The sequence below is a fragment of the Nostoc sp. genome, from assembly GCF_036917535.1.
Lineage (GTDB): Bacteria > Cyanobacteriota > Cyanobacteriia > Cyanobacteriales > Nostocaceae > Nostoc.
In genome coordinates this window covers 37,137-54,479 of record NZ_JBALDA010000076.1, presented here as the reverse complement: position 1 = coordinate 54,479, position 17,343 = coordinate 37,137, and the positions used below count along the sequence as shown (strand labels likewise).

Genomic DNA, 17,343 nt, shown 5'->3' with positions numbered 1-17,343 from the left:
ACTAATTTCAGCTATGCTCTCTAAGTATACAACTTTTATATAGTACTTAGGTACTATAATATTGCGATCACCCTGTGCCAGTTGCGTAAGTCCTGAAATCGTATAATTAAAATCTTGAATTTGTTGTCTAAGTAATGGTGTCACTATTTTTTAGCTTTCAAAGCTTTATCAATAAACTTGGTTAGTATACTCATCTTCAATCCTAAAAGAGCAACGTTCTGGCGAGATTATTGCTTATCATTGCATAAATATACCTCAACGCCCACCCTTGTCTCTGAGTTAGAGATTATCCTTATTGATGGAGAGTCCTTGGACTTGGAAATGTCGCTCACCCATTTGGGTTACAGTGCTAAGAGGGAATAATGGAATATGAATATAATTTTTTTACATTACATCAATAGTCATTGTCAGCCACACAAATTCCTTTACATTTAATATTATTCGTAGCAGTACGCTGACAATGAGAACATAGAACTTTTTCGTTTTCTATTTCTTGATTTATCTTTATACTGGTGCTTGCTGTAAGAGAGTCTTTTTCGGTCTGATGTTTTACAGTCATAAAAATAGAAAGGTTTTTTGTTTTGCGATTTACATTTTACGAAGAATAGGCAATTTTTGCTGGAGACGATTATTTATTCTTCCTCTGTAAATTATTCTACTTCAATAGCACTAACTGTAATTGTTATTGAACCTGGGTTTTCCTCAAGAGAGATATCCTATAGGAGTGAAAAAGGATGTAGAAACTTTACAGTACTATATTTTCCCAATGATTGTAGATAACGCATATTTAATTTCACCAGATGTCTAATCAATCCTGCGACTAGGTAACTTAGTCCCGCACCTCTGACAAAACCCAGCATTTACATCATGGAAAGCTAAACCACAATCCGAACAAACTATTTCTACTTGATTAGCAGTTTTCACCACTTGCTTAATTAAATCTCCCACTTGCCAAGGAATCAATGCAATTCCGGTAAAAATCATCAATACTGTTAGCAAGCGTCCTAATTCCGAAATTGGAATAACATCGCCAAATCCTACAGTTGTCATTGTGACAACAGAAAAGTAAAATGCATCCAAAAATGTACCGTAATTTTCAGGATTAACCGGATGCTCCACTTGATAAATTAAACCAGAGTAAATAAAAACAATTGCAAATAACGTAAATAATATTCGCGCAAAAATCATCCCATCTTCACTACTGATACTAGCGAATAAAAACTTTCTATCTATAAATCTAATTAATCGTAAAATCCGAAACCATCGTAATAGGCGGATAAAGCTAATATCCACCATACCTAGAAAAAATGGCATAATCGCCATTAAGTCAATAATCGAATAAAAGCTAAAAATATACTTAATTTTGTTTTCCGCACTCCACAGGCGGAGTAAATATTCCACAGCGAAGATGATGACGATCGCAGTATCAGCTACATTTAACTGAAACCGCATATCATCAGGAATATTATATGTTTCTGCCACAAAAATTCCTGATGATATTAGCACCAAAGAGGCAAGTGTTAAATTAATCGCTTTACCTATTGGTGTTTCTAGGTCTTCTAAGTAAAATTCTGTTTCCTGTCGGCTCAGTAACATATTCGACCATTAATACATCTTAATTCCCAGTTATAACATTAGAAATACGATATTATTAATCATTATCCTTATGTTAACCTCAGCTTATATGAATCCAGAAGATTTTATGCGTTTAGCATTGGCAGAAGCAAAAGAAGGCGATGCACCCTACGGTGCAGTGATTGTTAAAGATAACGAAGTTGTTGCCGTAGCTCATAATACTGTGATGAGAAACAACGATCCATCAGCCCATGCAGAAATCAATGCTATTCGTAGTTTAACAGCTAAACTTAAAAACCCTTCTTTAGAAGGTTATAGCATATATACAACTGGCGAACCTTGTCCGATGTGTGCAACTGCTTGTGTTTGGAGTGGTTTATCAGAAATTGTATATGGTGCTTCAATTCAAGATTTAATTAATGTAAATCAATCACAAATTAGTATATCTTGTGAAGAGGTGATCGATAAGTCATTTAGAGAAATCAAAGTTACAAAAGATGTTTTAAAAAATGAATGTTTAGAATTATTTAAATAAGTTACTAAAAAACTTATTTTTAGGAGTAGTTCTTCCAAAGTAACTCGAAAAATCTTGTTCTTTGTCTTTGGTCTAATGCGTAAGTCCTAAAATATTTGTATATATTCCATAATTTTCTGGGTCATAGCAGCAAAAAGTTATTCTTTGGGGACGACCATTTTTTTGTAGCTGTTCATCGCATATTTTCACTGCCACCTCAGCTGCTAAAGTTTTAGGATATTTATAAATGCCAGTACTAATGCAAGGAAATGCCAAACTCTTAAACTCTTTATCTGCGGCAATTTGCATACATTTATAGTAAAACTGAGCAATAAGTTCGGGTTCTCTGTGATTACCTCCTCGCCATACTGGGCCTACGGTATGAATGATGAAACTTGCAGGTAAGCGATATCCTTTGGTTAATTTAGCATCGCCAATCTTACATCCTCCAAGTGACCTACACTCATCAACTAGGTTCGAGCCAGATGCCTTGTGTATTGCTCCATCTACGCCACTACCACCAAGCAGACCAGTATTTGCAGCATTGACGATAGCATCGACTTCTAACTTTGTGATATCACCCAAAATCACTTCCATAAAACAATGTAAGTGTAATCAAGACTAATCTAAATACTACAATTGTAGTATAAAATAATATACAGTTTGAGCTTCAAGCTTAACGATCGGTCTGCTTAAGGTGATGAGTGATCGCCTGCTTTTTCCCGATGTATTTAATACATTTTTTATCGATTTTGTCAATAATTAAGTTATGATTTTTTCATTTTTGAAGAATTACGAATTATTTAATTTGGTTCATTCAAATAGGATAAATATGTATTTGCCCAAATCGCAGCTTGAGTGCGATCGCGCAAATTTAATCTGTTTAAAATATTCGTAACATGATTTTTTACTGTCCCTTCAGAAATATAGAGTTCCTGAGCAATTTCCCGGTTACTAGCGCCTGTAGCAATTAACCGCAAAACCTCTTTTTCTCTAGGAGTAAGTTCAGTTAAACTAGATGGTACAGGCGGTAACTGGGTTGATGCAATATGAGAAAACTTAGTCAACAGCTTTTTAACTATACCTGGGCCTAAGTGAGTATATCCTTTATAAACGGCACGAATAGCAACAGCTAATTCTTCTGATGGTGTATCTTTTAATAAATAACCCATTGCCCCATTTTTTAAAGCTGCTGATACATATTCATCATCATCAAAAGTCGTTAGTACTAAAATCTTAGTTTTGCCAAAACGCTTTTGAATTTCCTGCGTGGCTGCAACTCCATCCATAATCGGCATTCTGATATCTAGCAATATTACATCTGGCTGAAATTTTGCAACAAAATTAATCGCCTGTTCGCCGTTTTCTGCTTCTCCAACTATCTCTAAATCTGGTTCTAGTTCCAATAACGCTTTTAATCCTTGACGAATTAAGCTTTGGTCATCTACTAGTAATACTTTAATCATTATGTTAGCCTTGTTAATGGAATATTAACTGTAATTTTGCAACCAGAGCCAAGAGTGCTATTAATATTAAACTTACCCCCAAGTGCTAAAGTGCGATCGCGCATACTCTGAAGTCCAAAACCAGTAGTATTTTGCTCTACATCAAAACCTTTACCATTATCCTGAATTATTAATCGTAAATTGCTTTTAATCGTAGTGAGTTCCCATTTTACCTCTGTGGCATCCGCATATTTAGATATATTAGTTAAAGATTCTTGAGTAATCCGGTAAATAGCAGTATTGATTTCAGGTGGTAGAGAATATTCCAGGTTTATTTGATAATTTGGTAATATTCCATTAAAGCGATGAAAATTTTCTGAAAGACTAGCGATCGCATCTTCTAAAGATTGTTCTTGTAAAGGATTAGAACGCATAGTAGAAACAGATTGACGAACATCTTTTAGCGCCTTTGAACCTAATTCCTTTGCAGTTGTGAGAAATGTTTCAGCTTTACCTGGGTTAGATTGCCATAGTTTTAAAGCAGTTTCTAGTTGTAAATTTAAAGCAGTCAGAGAGTGTCCTAATGAATCATGAATTTCACGAGCAATACGGTTACGTTCTTCTAAGGTAGCTTGATTTTCTATTTGCATAGCATATTGACGGAGTTTTTCGTTAGCAAGAGCTAACTTTTCTCGACTTTGCCGTTCAGACAAAACTGCATTCATCAACAACAACACAAAAACCAAACTTAAGCCAAATACTAGTGACGAATTCAAAATCAAAAATCGATATCGCTCTTGTGCCTGCAGCGATGCTTGAAAATTGAATAACTGATATTTTAGTTGTGTAGTAACTAAATATAAGGCAAATGACAAAGCTGTAACTAATAAACGTCCATTTAACTGAAAAATTAGACAACTGCGAGTTACTAAAATTATGTATAAAAAGGGGAAGAGCCGAGCAAATCTCTCCCCAAAAAGTCCAATTATTAAAATCAATAAAATTTCGATAGCTGTGTATATTACCTTAGTTTTCTGGTTATTTCTGGGTAATCTTAAGCCCATTACCGCAAAAACAATCAAACTATAAATTGATAGATCTGGTAATATGCTACAAACTGACAAGTCTGGAAATGCACCACAAATTGATAGTTCTAGAGGCTTGGGACGAAATCGCCGTAACGGAGGTGGTATCATAGCTGTCAATGCCGTGATCGCTAGTAATATCCACTCCAGATAAAGTAGAGATGGAAAAGGATGTTTCTTAATTTCAATTGGACGATTCATTAGTCGCATTGCTCCAGTTCTAATTTATAAATTAGAAGTTAATAATTCTGAAGAATTGAGCAAATATTTCACGCTTAAATTTTTCGCTGAGTGAGAAATCAAAAGTAAATTTTAAGAACAAAACAGTTATTTAATCAGCTAAATAATGAATTATAAACTCATCATAATCAAAAATTCCATAATTTATAACTTCTAACTATTTATTGTCAATCATGTTTGTCAAAATTTAATCATGACTAAAGTCATGGATAGAACCATGACTTTCTCCTCATGTAACTGCTGAAGATAAGTTCTTATGATGGTGGCATCCAACCAGGAAAAACCCACCAGACAAGTAATGAAACTCAAAGCATTATCGCTAGTTGCTTCCGCTATCGCTCTCACTTTAACTGCAACTTCCTTTGCTGTTCACGCTCAAACAGCCTCTCCTTCACACATGTTACTTGCACAAACTCCATACAAACAAAGAGGCCCTTGGAAAGATTTGGGTCTAACAGATGCCCAAAAAGCCCAAATTCAGACAATTCGCCGCGATAGCCGCACCAAAATTGAAGCAGTTTTTACCCCAGAACAAAAAGCAAAATTAGAGGCGGCAAAACAAGCACGTCGGGCTGAGTGGCAAGCGCGTAAGGCGCAGGGGCAAACAGGTCAACGGCAACCAGGACAGCATCATGGTCGCAAAAAAGGTGATTTTGCTGACTTAAATCTCAGTGAAATACAGAAAGGCCAAATCCGACAAATCCGCGAGTCTGAAAAACAACAGATTCAAGCAGTCTTCACCCCGGAACAACGTCAAAAGTTAGAGCAATTCCGTCAAAATGCTCCTTCACGCCGTTAACAAGGCAATCCCCAACAATCATCTTATCTTCCAAAAAATAAGAATTCTGGGGTGGGCAGTGCTGCCCATCTCAATCCCAAAATAGATTATGATGCAAAGTTAAAAATTAATAGACTTCTTGCAGAAGATGCGGAAAGGGGAAAAACTTCATCCCCTTTCCCTTTCCCTATTTATTTCCCTGCTCAATTTAGTAGACTTTCAAGCTAGTTTTGAGTTATGAGTTAATCAAAACTCCGCTTGATTAAAATGTTAAAAGAATTCGCAATTGGTAGTAAAGTCCGTGTTGTGGCGCTACCAGCTTATGTCAAAACTGCTGAACCTATGCCCATGCTACGCCCCCCTAATGTAATTCAGATGGGCGAAGAAGGTATAGTCATTGACCGCAGACCCGGTGGATATTGGGGTATTCGCTTTGCTAGAGGGGTCTTTCTCCTAGATAGTCAATATATCGAAAGCACAGATACCCCTCCCGAATCTCATTTAGAATAAGATTTCTCGTAACAAAAAATTGTAAACTTATGTAAAGTTGTGATTCTGGTTTTCACCATGATTTCCCGCTACATTTTTTTAAGCATATTATTTGTCAGCTGTATTTCTGTCATCATCTGGCTGAATTTTACCCCTATTGCTAGTGCTCTTGGTGGTAAACTTCCGGCAATTAATCAACCCGCACCAGAGTTTACTTTGCCAACCAACACAGGTGATGGCAAAATTTCCCTCTCTGACTTGCGCGGTAAATGGCTAGTCTTGTACTTTTATCCTAAAGACTTCACCTCTGGTTGTACTATAGAGGCTCGTCGTTTTCAGCAAGACTTACCCCAATATCTCGAAAAAAACGCTCAGATTATTGGCGTTAGTGCTGATGACATTGATTCTCACGCCAAATTTTGTGATTCAGAGGGACTAAAATACCCTTTGTTGGCTGACACAGATGGTTCAGTGAGTAAGGCTTACGGTTCGTGGCTCGGCTTTTTATCTATGCGCCACAGTTTTATAATCGATCCTCAAGGCGTCTTGCGCGAGACTTTTGTCAAAGTCAACCCAACTATTCACAGTTCAGAAGTGCTGGCACGACTAGAAAAATTACAGTCCACAGCTTCTTAAATCTCAATTAACAAGACAAGGGGCTTAAGCCCCTTATTTTAACTCACAATAAACCCATATTTTCTGAGTACAGTTTTAACTTGACTGCCAGATAAAAACTGGACAAATTCTTTGGCAGCAGAAGGATTTTTACTGCTTTTAATTATTGCTACCGGATAGACAATCGGTGAGTGGAATTTATCATCAGCAGCAACTACGACTTTTACCTTGTTGGAAATTTTGGCATCAGTGGCATAAACTAAACCTGCTTCAGCATTACCACTTTCTACTGCTGCTAAGACTTGACGCACATTGTTAGCAAAGACAAATTTCGACTTGAGGCGATCGTAAAGTTTCAATTTCTTTAAGACTTGCTCGCCATATTGACCGGCGGGTACGCTTCTGGGTTCACCGATCGCAATTTTTTTAATCTTACTATCTGTTAAATTGTAGAAGCTACTAATGCCAACAACATCCTGAGCCACAATCAAGACTAGACGGTTATTTGCTAGGTTAATACGGCTACCTGGTAGCAACAGTCCTTTTTCTTCCAAAGCATCCACTTGCTTTTTGCCAGCAGAAATAAAGATATCCGCTGGCGCACCTTGCTCAATCTGTTGCTGCAAGGCACCAGAAGCCCCAAAATTATAACTAATATTGATATTTGATTTACTTTGTTGGTACAAAGGCTTAATTTCTTCCAGTGCATCTTTTAAGCTGGCAGCTGCGGATACGAGTATGCTGGTGTTCGACTGTGCTATTACTGGAGAAAGAGGAACCAACGGTAAACCAATTGCTAGCAGCAAGCCAGCGATCGCTATACCCAAAAAGCCAAAAATTTGTCTTCTTTTCATAGAAAAGGCGTTTGAAGGGTTTCTTCCATAAAATTGATGTTAGGTAAAATAGTACCAAAAATTACCAACATTTAACCAACTCAATCGGTAGTAAATATGCCTAGAAAAGAACAAGGGTGGGTCACATTCCAAACCTCAGAAGAGGAACGAAAAATTTTGGAAGAGTTTTGTGGCCAGTCTCAGCGAACTAAGACCGAGATTCTCCGAGAACTGGTACGTGGTCTTAATCAACACTCTTCACCATCAAACTTGCTATCAACCATAAATGCAGATGAGGAAGATATATACACTCAAATACCTGAGATAGAAATTAGTCTTCAAAAGAAACCACTCAAAGTTAGCTCTCGCAATATTCTCAAGGGTGTTGTTAAGCGAGTTGTTACTGGAGCCGTTAATAGTGAAGTAACGCTAGAGATTGTTCACAAAGTTGAGTTAACTTCAATCATCACCAGAGTATCGGTAGAAGAGTTGGATTTGTCTGAGGGGAAAGAAGCTTATGCTGTTATTAAGTCCAACGATATAGTTATCGCCAGGGAATAGGCTGTGGTGATGTCTCTGAACTATTGCTTGGGGTAGGCGTAGACATCACTATTCACTCAAAAGAAACAATCGAAATGTTCTGATGAATCATTCAAAGTTGCTGTAAAAATTACTTAATGCTACACAAATAAATTTATATTTTGCTAAATACTTCAGTAAGTAAACTGGGCTACGAACAGCGCAGCCCATGTTTACCACTCTGTAGCTTATGAAAGCGCTGGTACTGCTTCTAATTTCTCAGCTTTGTTCTTCAATACGGTTGGTAGTTCGCTATTGAACGCCTCACCTTCAACTACTTGCGATCGGAAACCATTGGGACCAACTGGAACATCGCCCGTGATGGTGGTGCGATAAAGGACGCGCTCGACTTCCAGATGATCCAAGTCTTGAGGGGCCAAATGGGAGGTGGCGCGGTTGTCCCAGAATGCAATGTCACCGTTATTCCAGCGGAAGCGGGTGGTGTAGGCGGGCTTGGCAATCTGGTTGAAAAATAACTCAAGCAGCAGATCGCTCTCTTGTCGTGATACGTCGATAATGTGCGAGGTGAAGCCAGGGTTGACGTACAATGCGCGTTCACCAGTCTCTGGATGAACCCTTACTACTGGATGGATTGAAACCAGGGGATTGGCTGCGATGCGCTGGGCAATCTTGCTGTTGCTGGGGAAATTCAAACGCGCATTGAAGCGATGTTCGGCCTTTAATGTGTCTGCCAAGGACCGCAGGGGTGCTGACAGACCCTCATAGGCTGCGACTAGATTTGTCCATTGTGTGTCACCACCGAAGCTAGGAACGTTAACCGCACGCAAAATTGACGCCGCAGGTGGGTTAACAACTGCTGTGACATCGGTGTGCCAACGGCTCTCGTAGCTGGAACGGCGCAGACCATTGCGCCGCTCGTAACGACTGCGGTCAATGGGCAGGATTTCTGAGAAGCCTTCAATCGGCTCATCTTCGTGGGGATGTGCGTAAGTCACTTCGCCGAAACGAGCCGTGAATGCAATCTGTGCCGCATGATCGATGTTTTGACCACGAAAGAAGACGACTTTCCACTTCAATAGTGCTTGACGAATTTCTTTGACTGCATCATCGTGCAAAGGACGTGACAGGTCTACGCCGCTGATTTCGGCACCGATGAAACCTGCTACCTGTTTGACTTCAATGTGTTTATTGCTCATGTCAATTCTCCATAATTTGATTGATAGGGTGGTGTTCCCAAGCGATCGCAATTTAAATTATCATACTATAAACTGATCGATTTACCGTAGTATTTGTTCATAGTATTTTAGACTGCTGAAAAAATGGTCAATTTAGTCTAAGCAAGGGCAAGTTAAAATTCGCAACACAGATTAAGAAGCTTCTTACCGGAGGTAAAAAAGCAAGCTACCTAATTAAATGTGTATAAAGCAAGCACTAAATTTTTGCTGCAAGTGCTTTTTTTGGAACTTACAACGATTCCACAATAGTCTCTATGTATTATTCGCTACTCAAAGATGTATTTATAATACTTTTATATAAAACTTATAAAATATTTTTATTTGTCACATCAGTATTTAATTGATTAATTTATACTAGAAGATGACAAAGAAACAACTATAAGTATATTTTTGCCAAAAGCTGCAAAATAAATACTGCTTAAAAAGAAAATAATACCTTTTATTTATTTTTTCATTTTTCAAAATACTAATTTGATTTTTTCATTAGCACCAGGCTAGTAACAAATTATGACTTGTCTTTTTATAACATTGATTAAGGCTTTGAGGAAACTAAAAACTACATGAGAAAGCAACTATCACAGAAATGGACTATTTCTAAATATTGGTTACGGCTTATAATTATAATCCTATTAGGAATAGGCGTATTTTTTCGCTTCGTCAATATTGACAAAAAAATTTATTGGGGTGATGAAGCTTTTTCATCATTACGCATATCTGGCTATACGCAGTCAGAAATGAAAACGCAATTAGGTAATGGTCGTTTGATTGGCATAGAAGATTTACATAAATACCAGCATCCTAATCTGGAAAAAAATGTAATTGATACAATTAAAGGGCTTATTTTAGAAGACTCGCAAATTTTGCCACTATATATCTTGATTACCCAGTTTTGGGTAGAGTGCTTTGGCAATTCTATAGCAGCGATCAGAAGTTTTTCAGCATTTATTAGTCTGCTTACCTTTCCTTGTCTTTATTGGCTATGTCAAGAATTATTTGAATCTTCACTAGTAGGGTGGATAGCTGTCGGGTTAGTAGCTATTTCCCCTATTCACATCGTGTATGCACAAGAAGCACGATCGTATAGTTTAGCGATAGTAGCCATATTAACATCGAGCGTAGCACTGCTGCGAGCCATGCGCCTTCAAACAAATGTTAGTTGGTGTATTTATGTAGTAACATTATCAATAGGGTTATATACTCATCTACTTTTTACCTTGGTTGCTTTTGCACAGGGAATTTATGTAGTTACAATCGAAGGTTTCCGATTGAGTAAAATATTAATTTACTACGTTATATCATTGCTTGCAGGATTTATAACTTTTCTACCTTGGATTTGGATTATTATTACCAATCCTCAGCCAGAAGCAGTTACTTGGGCGGATACTAAACAAACATTATTGATGTCAGCTACAAGGTGGGCTGGTATCTTTAGTCGTGCGTTTCTTGATTTAGGTATTAGTCCTAACGAACCAGGAAAACTTAAGTTTGTCTTAATTCCTTTTATTTTAATTATTTTAGCTTTAATCAGCTACTCCATTTATTTTGTATGTCGAAAAACCTCTAGAAAAGTTTGGTTATTTGTCTTAACTTTGATTGGATCTTTAGGGCTTCCTTTACTGATAACAGATTTCGTCTTTCAAAAGCGATTTGCTACTAGTCGATATACACTTCCTTCAGTTTTAGGTATACAGTTAGCTGTTGCTTACCTATTTACCACTAAGATCACGTCTATTTATACTAAAGCTTGGCAAAAAAAGTTTTGGTCACTTGTAGCGTTTATGGTAATTATGGGCGGAGTTGTGTCTTGTATGGTTCACTCTCAAGCGCAGATTTGGTGGAACCAATTTCCTGAAAAATACCAAGAATATCCTAAAATTGCTAATATTATTAATCAAGGGAAAAAACCGCTTTTAATTAGTGATGAAGATAATCTTTTTCCACCGCTACAAGTACTGAGTAAATTAATCGACCAAAAAGTGCAATTTCAAATTGTAGGAAAAAACCAGTTACCAGAGATTACTAATGGCTTTACTGACATATTTTTGTTTTTGTTCGAGCCGTCTGATTTCTTAAAAGATGGAGTTGAAAAAGTTTATAACTCAAAGTTACAGCAGGTAGACGACTATCTCTGGAAAATAACAAAACCTAATTAAACTAAAGATACGGGCATATCTAAGGGTTGGGAGACTGCAAAGTGGAAAATAAAAGCAGATAGTTGGCATTTGAATATCGCTTGTAGGTTAAAAATCAATATGCTTGGGTTAAGGGTTATTGGTGTAGATAATTGGTTTTTCAAGACGCGATAAATCAAAAAGACGCGATTTATCGCGTCTGTACATTAAGGTTTTGGGGTTATCTAAACTGTATTGGGTTAAAAATTAATATCAATTAGCCTTATAAGTGGCACAGTTATAGTAAAAATATACTTTAATTCAACAAATAATTTAAGTATATACTTGTACTGCTGCCGCTTATGTCATCGCCCCTTGAGCGCCCGCTAAAAATTGAAATCAGACTACCATCTTCCCATCCTCAATTATTAGAAGGACTAGATATATGGCTGCGTTTAGGTCTAATATCTGATGTCCAAGTCAGGCAGTTATGTCGAGAGTTTCTGGTGTGTGCAGTGGTGTTGCAACCCCAAGCTGAAGCTCAAACAAAGGTAGTATTTGCAACTTCCGACCTTGTGCAGCAGTTGCCCATAGCAGCTTTACAAGCTAGTAGCGGTAAACAACCACAACAAAAACTAGCTAAACCCAACTTCATCAGCACAATGTTGCAGTCCTTGGGGGCAGAACTGAGTGTGCGTTGGCTACTTTTTCTGGGGGTTTTCTTGGTAGTGGTATCTTCTGCGGTACTGGCTGCTAGTCAATGGGCGAGGTTTCCTGCTTCTGGGCAATACGGGGTTTTATTTGCTTATACTTTGAGTTTTTGGGGATTAAGCTTTTGGGCAATTAGGCAAAATAACCTCAGATTGACGGCTCAGACATTGCTGATTGCTACTCTTTTGTTAGTGCCAGTGAATTTTTGGGCAATGGATAGCTTTCGGTTGTGGCAAAATCCTCTGGATTGGATTGTAGTTGCGATCACCTTTCCTACCCTGACTGCTATAACTGTTTTACTCTCCAAAAATCGGACTATTTTTACCAATTTATATACTGGCAAATTACCTCTGGTAAATATTCTGGGGCTGAGTTATCTACATTGGGGTTGGCAATTAAGAGGATTTCCCTTAATTGCTGTTTATCTGGCAATCATCGGCACAACTATCATTACCGTTTATCACAATCTTTTCCAACAGCCTTATACTGTCAGCGACGATCGCCGTAGGTTAAGTATTAGCTTACCAACTGCTGTAATTATTTATTCTTTAATAGTATTGTTGGTGCGAGCAATTTTTGTTACTAAGGTAGATGTCACACTGTTGGGGTTAGCTATTGGCATTTGCGGCTGGTTGATGACTTGGTTAGTACAGCAGGGAAAGAGCAGGGCAGGGGGGCAGGGGAGCAGGGGAGCAGGGGAAGTAACATTAATATCCTCCTCATCTTCCTTGTCCCCCCCATCTCTCTTACTCTGGGAAAGACTTGGGGGCGTTTTACTCTTTCTGGGTTGGCTGGTATCGGTAGTTAATTATCCTTGGCAAGCAATAACTGTCAGTGGTTTGGGTTTGTGGTTTGTGGGGAGTCGCTTGTGGCGATACAGTTTAAAGCGAGACTTTACAGCGGTTTTCGTCATCGGTTTAGAGACGATTTGGCTAGGTTGGCGATTAGTACCTGATAACTTACAGAAATTAGCGATCGCAACTAGTACTCAACTCACCAATTCTCAAAATGAACCTTGGGCGCTACTGGGTATAGCTTTATTTCCCTACGTAATTTTGATGGTGGCGCTTACAGATAGCTTTTATCGCAGCCAAAAGCGAGAATTAGCTAAATTTGGCGAACTACTTACCCTGTTATTTGGAACTCTTTTAACAACCATCGCTCTAGTAAATCCCACATTGCGATCGCTAAATCTGCTATTTTCTACCGCCACTCTCGCATTCGTTACTCAGCGCCGCTCCCCGTCATCTCTTGCCCTGGTATACCTAACTCACATCATGGGGGTGCTGACGTTTTGCTTTACGATTAATTGGTTATTCCCCAGCCTGACTCAACAAGGCTGGGCAAGTATTTTATTGGCTCTGATGGTTGCAGAATGGCGATTCAGCTTGGAGGAAGGACTATGGCAACGTAGTGCATGGGATATCGGTTTAGGATTAGCCGCAGCAAGTTTTTTCCTCTTGTGGATGAATGCAGAATCATCTTGGTATGGCATCGCTGATAACCGATCTGATTGGGGAGTTTTATGGCTAGTTACGCCTTTAGCTCTGACGGGTGTTGCCAATGCCACAATTATCGAGCGGCAGATTATTAGCCGTTACTTGAGTGTCTTGGCTGTGATAATTGCCCAGCTAGTGACTTTACAGCTACCAGGAATCAGATTAATTGGTTTAGCTGTAGGTGCTGGATTGATGTTTGCAAATACGCGCTATTTGCGAAACCAAGTATCTGCGGTAATTACAGAAGGATTTGTTTTAAGTTTCATTGGGGCGCTGCTGTGGACGGGTGTACCTGGTTTACCTCGCCTAGCGGTAGCAGGTTGGTTTGTCGCCGGAGCGATCGCAACTCTCAGTCTATGGTTAGCGCGCACTGTTCTAAGCCGACGCAGTAACGAATTAGCAGTTATCTATGCAGCCGCTAGTGATAAATGGGCGATCGCCTTATGTGGTTTTGAATTGTTAGGTTTGACACTGCACTCAGTGCTGATTTACCAAGGGTTTACTACTTCAGGATTTTTATTCTTAATTACCACTGCGATCGCCTTGGCAGCCATTGTTTATCGCAGTTGGCGAGAACCGACAAATTGGGCATTTTATGGAATTGGTTGGTGTTTGGAATTGTTGATTTCTCAGGTGTTAGGGTTTGGGGAACGCTCAATTATTAAAATTGCAATCGCAAACATCGCCTTGGGTTTAATTACTCAACTTGTCGGCGAGTGGTGGCGACGACGACATCAATTAGAAAGGTTTCCTAGCAGCCTGCACATTTTGCCTTTAATTTATGGTGCATTCAGTGTATTGCTGCGTTTGAACACCTTCACCGAATGGACAGGTTTATATTCCTTGGGTGTAGCTTTAATTGTTATTGGCGTGGGGCGACGGCGCGAGAGCTTCAAACCCTTGCTGTACTTAGGAATTATTGGCGTATCAATTTCTGCTTATGAACTTTTGTTTTATCAAATGTCACAAGCTTCAGGAGGAGCATTAGGTGATGGATTAATTGCCATGTCTGCCCTTGGCACTAGTATCATGTATGCTTACCGCATTCTGTCGCCTTGGCTTGTCAGCTACTTACGCCTAACTCCCCAAGAACTGAAAAGAATTGCTCATATTCATTGGGCTTGGAGTAGCTGTTTATTAATGGCTGCTATTCCTCTTCCCATTGGAGTTAACCGTTTGCTGGGATTGGGAGCTGGAGTATTTTTAATTCGCTATGCCATCTTTCAGGGACGAAATTCGCGCACTTCCCCCAGCCTCTTTGGAGGAATCACAATCGCCGAAATGTGGGTTTACTTTGGCTTATTAGAGGTAGCTGGGATGAGGGTTTATTGGCGGGAGACAGCAGTAGGGCGATTTTGGGCTGGGCCATTAGTTCCTTGGAATGGTGCGATCGCTTGTGTGGTAGCCTACTTTCTGTACATCCTACCTTGGGAAAATTGGGGTTGGTCTAAAAGACCTTGGCAACAAGCTGCATACATCATACCTCTGATAATTTTATGGGAAACCAGACTGCAAACTTACCCGATTACCTTGATAATCGCAGCTGGATTCTACATCTTCCTTGCAAGAGTGGGTGAAAACATCCGTTTTACCTATATAAGTGTGGCGTTGATTGATTGGGCACTTTATCGCTGGTTTGATTCCTTACACTTGACTGATACTTTGTGGTATGTAACGCTAATTGGATTCTCACTGCTTTATATTGCTCAAGTAGATACCCAACTGAAGCTACCAGAGTACAAGACATCTCGTCATCTTCTGAGAGTACTAGGGAGTGGTTTAATTTGTGGGTGGGTAATTTTATTTCATCAAAATACAGCTTGGATTCCGGGAATTTTCAGTCTCATTGCCATTTTTGCTGGATTAGCTTTGCGAGTAAGGGCTTTTCTCTACATTGGTACAGCCACTTTTTTAATTACTACAATCTATCAATCAGTAATTTTCAGCTTGCAGTACTCCTTTTTAAAATGGGTTGTTGGCTTGTTAGTTGGCATTTTACTGATTTATATCGCCGCCAACTTTGAAACCCGTCGCGCTCAAATAACTTCTTTAATTCGTAGCGTCATTGAGGAATTTCAATCATGGGAATAGAGCTGATGCCTTCGATGAAACCAATCTCATACATCCAAATTTTTCATAACCGCCGTAGCTTCTCCTTGTGAAACTACTGCGGTTATGAAAAATAGCTATGAGTATCAAATGGCTGGGAGTACTCGTAAAAGCTATCGCAAGCGTGCTGTACAACAAGGTGTTGTTTTGACTACCAGCTAAGGGCAAAACTTTTATCAATACGGTTTACACAACAGTTAAAAAGAGAAAGAGAATGAGGAAAATTAGGAAGATAGGGAATACAAAGATTTCACCCACTCCCATTCCTGCGTCAAACCCTCTTTTAGAAAGACTTGCGGCTGATATCCGAGAATTTTCTGTGCTTTAGATACATCAGCAGCCGTATGGCGGGCGTCTCCCATCGCTTTTTCTATGTGGTTTCTCTTGATTGGCTTCCCGACAATTTCTTCAATCGTATTTAAGACTTCTGCTAAAACTACCCTGCTACCACCACCAATATTAAAGATTTCTCCCACTGCTTGGGGTGCGGTAGCGGCAGCTAAATTAGCGGCGACAATATCACTAACAAATGTAAACTCCCGCGTTTGCTGGCCATCGCCGTAAATAGGAATCGCCTCATCGTGCAAAATGGATTGAAAAAACTTATGAAATGCCATATCTGGGCGCTGTTTAGGGCCATAAACTGTGAAATAGCGCAATGTTACACAGGGCACACCAAAGTTCTTGTAATACAGTTCACACAAAAACTCTGCCGCTAGCTTCGTAATACCGTAAGGAGAAACCGGTTGAGGACAAATTCTCTCATGGGTAGGTAATGTTTCTGCATCACCATATACACTAGATGAAGAGGCAAACACTAATCTTTTTAGGTGTTTAGCATCTTTAGCTGCTTCCAGCAAAACTTGTGTGGCGTTAACATTTCGTTCTGTATAGCCTCGAAAAGCTTTACCCCAACTTGCTCTAACCCCTGCTTGTGCCGCTTGATGGTAAACTACATCAACATCTTTTAGGAGTTTCTGCCAATCTAAAAACTGCATATCTCCTTCAATTAATGCAAAACCAGGTAAACGATACAAGTGTGCAATATTGTTTCGCTTTAACATAGGATCGTAATAATCATTGAATTCATCAATTCCGATCACTTTGTTTCCTTGTTGTAGCAATCTTTCTGCAAGATGAGAACCAATAAAGCCTGCAACTCCAGTAACGATAATTTTAGCCATGTTGCCGATTTTTTTATATCCTGATTAACCGCTATATTCACAAGTTAATAATTATAATCAAAAAATGGTGATTAATTGAGGATTTCTTCATAGATTATTTTAGTTATATTAGCAGTAAAGATAATTAAACTAATACACTTGTGCTAAAAATATGGTATTAATTTGATTTAGTAGTTGTTAACAATAAAAATTAACCCTCTACTAATTAGGGACATTTAATTTTTGAAATAAATGCAGTTAGAATTTAATGGCTAAAATATTTCAGTAGATAAAATAATTAAAGTGATGCATAAATAAAAAAACTCTACGTCGCCTTTGACTTACATCAAAGTCTACCCTCCCCTCAGGTTTATGGTATATACACAAGTCTGAAATAGTTT

The 17,343-nt window shown here is 38.8% G+C and carries 14 protein-coding genes; 7 read left to right on the top strand and 7 right to left on the bottom strand.

The features are described 5' to 3' along the window. Nucleotides 1–804: 804 nt before the first annotated feature. Complete coding sequence (locus V7K56_RS24465; protein ID WP_334914446.1) at nt 805–1,596, bottom strand: ion transporter; 792 nt, start codon at nt 1,594–1,596, stop codon at nt 805–807. Nucleotides 1,597–1,684: 88 nt separating this feature from the next. On the opposite strand from V7K56_RS24465, the gene V7K56_RS24460 reads away from it, so the two are divergent. Beyond that, nucleotides 1,685–2,110: a nucleoside deaminase gene (locus V7K56_RS24460; protein WP_334914444.1), complete on the top strand. Its 426-nt coding sequence runs from the start codon at nt 1,685–1,687 to the stop codon at nt 2,108–2,110. A gap of 72 nt (nt 2,111–2,182) precedes the next feature. Here the strand turns inward: V7K56_RS24460 and V7K56_RS24455 are convergent, their stop codons facing one another. From V7K56_RS24455 to V7K56_RS24445, 3 genes are all read right to left on the bottom strand, one after another. After that, nucleotides 2,183–2,680: a macro domain-containing protein gene (locus tag V7K56_RS24455; protein ID WP_334914454.1), complete on the bottom strand. Its 498-nt coding sequence runs from the start codon at nt 2,678–2,680 to the stop codon at nt 2,183–2,185. A 212-nt stretch (nt 2,681–2,892) separates the two neighbouring features. Further along, complete coding sequence (locus tag V7K56_RS24450; protein WP_334914442.1) at nt 2,893–3,555, bottom strand: response regulator transcription factor; 663 nt, start codon at nt 3,553–3,555, stop codon at nt 2,893–2,895. Then, nucleotides 3,555–4,820 carry a sensor histidine kinase gene (locus V7K56_RS24445; RefSeq protein WP_334914440.1) on the bottom strand — a complete coding sequence of 422 codons (1,266 nt, stop codon included), beginning with the start codon at nt 4,818–4,820 and terminating at the stop codon, nt 3,555–3,557. Before V7K56_RS24445 ends, V7K56_RS24450 begins: the two co-directional genes overlap by 1 nt. 337 nt (nt 4,821–5,157) lie before the next feature. Here V7K56_RS24445 and V7K56_RS24440 point away from each other — a divergent pair, with 337 nt between their 5' ends. From V7K56_RS24440 to V7K56_RS24430, 3 genes are all read left to right on the top strand, one after another. Further along, nucleotides 5,158–5,658, top strand: a complete 501-nt coding sequence (locus V7K56_RS24440; protein ID WP_334914452.1) for a Spy/CpxP family protein refolding chaperone — start codon at nt 5,158–5,160, stop codon at nt 5,656–5,658. A 246-nt stretch (nt 5,659–5,904) separates the two neighbouring features. Next, on the top strand, nt 5,905–6,147 hold the full coding sequence (sipA, locus tag V7K56_RS24435; RefSeq protein WP_334914438.1) for a regulatory protein SipA: 243 nt from the start codon (nt 5,905–5,907) through the stop codon (nt 6,145–6,147). Between the two features lie 57 nt (nt 6,148–6,204). Then, nucleotides 6,205–6,762, top strand: coding sequence for a peroxiredoxin (locus V7K56_RS24430; RefSeq protein ID WP_334914436.1), 558 nt, complete (start codon nt 6,205–6,207; stop codon nt 6,760–6,762). A gap of 38 nt (nt 6,763–6,800) precedes the next feature. Here V7K56_RS24430 and modA read toward each other — a convergent pair whose 3' ends face one another. Beyond that, the gene (gene modA / locus V7K56_RS24425) at nt 6,801–7,595 is read right to left on the bottom strand and encodes a molybdate ABC transporter substrate-binding protein (protein WP_334914434.1); all 795 of its coding nucleotides are present in this window, start codon (nt 7,593–7,595) and stop codon (nt 6,801–6,803) included. Between the two features lie 96 nt (nt 7,596–7,691). Between modA and V7K56_RS24420 the strand changes: the two genes are divergently transcribed. Further along, the gene (locus V7K56_RS24420) at nt 7,692–8,135 is read left to right on the top strand and encodes a TOBE domain-containing protein (protein WP_334849178.1); all 444 of its coding nucleotides are present in this window, start codon (nt 7,692–7,694) and stop codon (nt 8,133–8,135) included. 206 nt (nt 8,136–8,341) lie between these two features. Here the strand turns inward: V7K56_RS24420 and V7K56_RS24415 are convergent, their stop codons facing one another. Further along, on the bottom strand, nt 8,342–9,310 hold the full coding sequence (locus tag V7K56_RS24415; protein ID WP_334914432.1) for a TauD/TfdA dioxygenase family protein: 969 nt from the start codon (nt 9,308–9,310) through the stop codon (nt 8,342–8,344). A gap of 599 nt (nt 9,311–9,909) precedes the next feature. Here V7K56_RS24415 and V7K56_RS24410 point away from each other — a divergent pair. Continuing rightward, the gene (locus V7K56_RS24410) at nt 9,910–11,502 is read left to right on the top strand and encodes a glycosyltransferase family 39 protein (protein WP_334914430.1); all 1,593 of its coding nucleotides are present in this window, start codon (nt 9,910–9,912) and stop codon (nt 11,500–11,502) included. Nucleotides 11,503–11,822: 320 nt separating this feature from the next. Next, nucleotides 11,823–15,761 (top strand): DUF2157 domain-containing protein, encoded by a 3,939-nt coding sequence (locus V7K56_RS24405; protein WP_334914428.1) that lies wholly within the window; start codon nt 11,823–11,825, stop codon nt 15,759–15,761. A gap of 242 nt (nt 15,762–16,003) precedes the next feature. Here the strand turns inward: V7K56_RS24405 and V7K56_RS24400 are convergent, their stop codons facing one another. Then, a complete protein-coding gene (locus V7K56_RS24400) occupies nt 16,004–16,963 on the bottom strand; it encodes an NAD-dependent epimerase/dehydratase family protein (protein WP_334914426.1) in 960 nt (319 codons plus the stop codon). Nucleotides 16,964–17,343 lie beyond the last annotated feature (380 nt).

Coding starts and splice junctions, on each gene's coding strand:
- V7K56_RS24445 (WP_334914440.1), bottom strand. CDS start 4,820: ATGAATCGTCCAATTGAAATTAAGAAACATCCTTTTCCATCTCTACTT.
- modA (WP_334914434.1), bottom strand. CDS start 7,595: ATGAAAAGAAGACAAATTTTTGGCTTTTTGGGTATAGCGATCGCTGGC.
- V7K56_RS24420 (WP_334849178.1), top strand. CDS start 7,692: ATGCCTAGAAAAGAACAAGGGTGGGTCACATTCCAAACCTCAGAAGAG.
- V7K56_RS24415 (WP_334914432.1), bottom strand. CDS start 9,310: ATGAGCAATAAACACATTGAAGTCAAACAGGTAGCAGGTTTCATCGGT.
- V7K56_RS24460 (WP_334914444.1), top strand. CDS start 1,685: ATGAATCCAGAAGATTTTATGCGTTTAGCATTGGCAGAAGCAAAAGAA.
- V7K56_RS24400 (WP_334914426.1), bottom strand. CDS start 16,963: ATGGCTAAAATTATCGTTACTGGAGTTGCAGGCTTTATTGGTTCTCAT.
- V7K56_RS24430 (WP_334914436.1), top strand. CDS start 6,205: ATGATTTCCCGCTACATTTTTTTAAGCATATTATTTGTCAGCTGTATT.
- V7K56_RS24410 (WP_334914430.1), top strand. CDS start 9,910: ATGAGAAAGCAACTATCACAGAAATGGACTATTTCTAAATATTGGTTA.
- V7K56_RS24440 (WP_334914452.1), top strand. CDS start 5,158: ATGAAACTCAAAGCATTATCGCTAGTTGCTTCCGCTATCGCTCTCACT.
- V7K56_RS24465 (WP_334914446.1), bottom strand. CDS start 1,596: ATGTTACTGAGCCGACAGGAAACAGAATTTTACTTAGAAGACCTAGAA.
- V7K56_RS24450 (WP_334914442.1), bottom strand. CDS start 3,555: ATGATTAAAGTATTACTAGTAGATGACCAAAGCTTAATTCGTCAAGGA.
- V7K56_RS24405 (WP_334914428.1), top strand. CDS start 11,823: ATGTCATCGCCCCTTGAGCGCCCGCTAAAAATTGAAATCAGACTACCA.
- sipA (WP_334914438.1), top strand. CDS start 5,905: ATGTTAAAAGAATTCGCAATTGGTAGTAAAGTCCGTGTTGTGGCGCTA.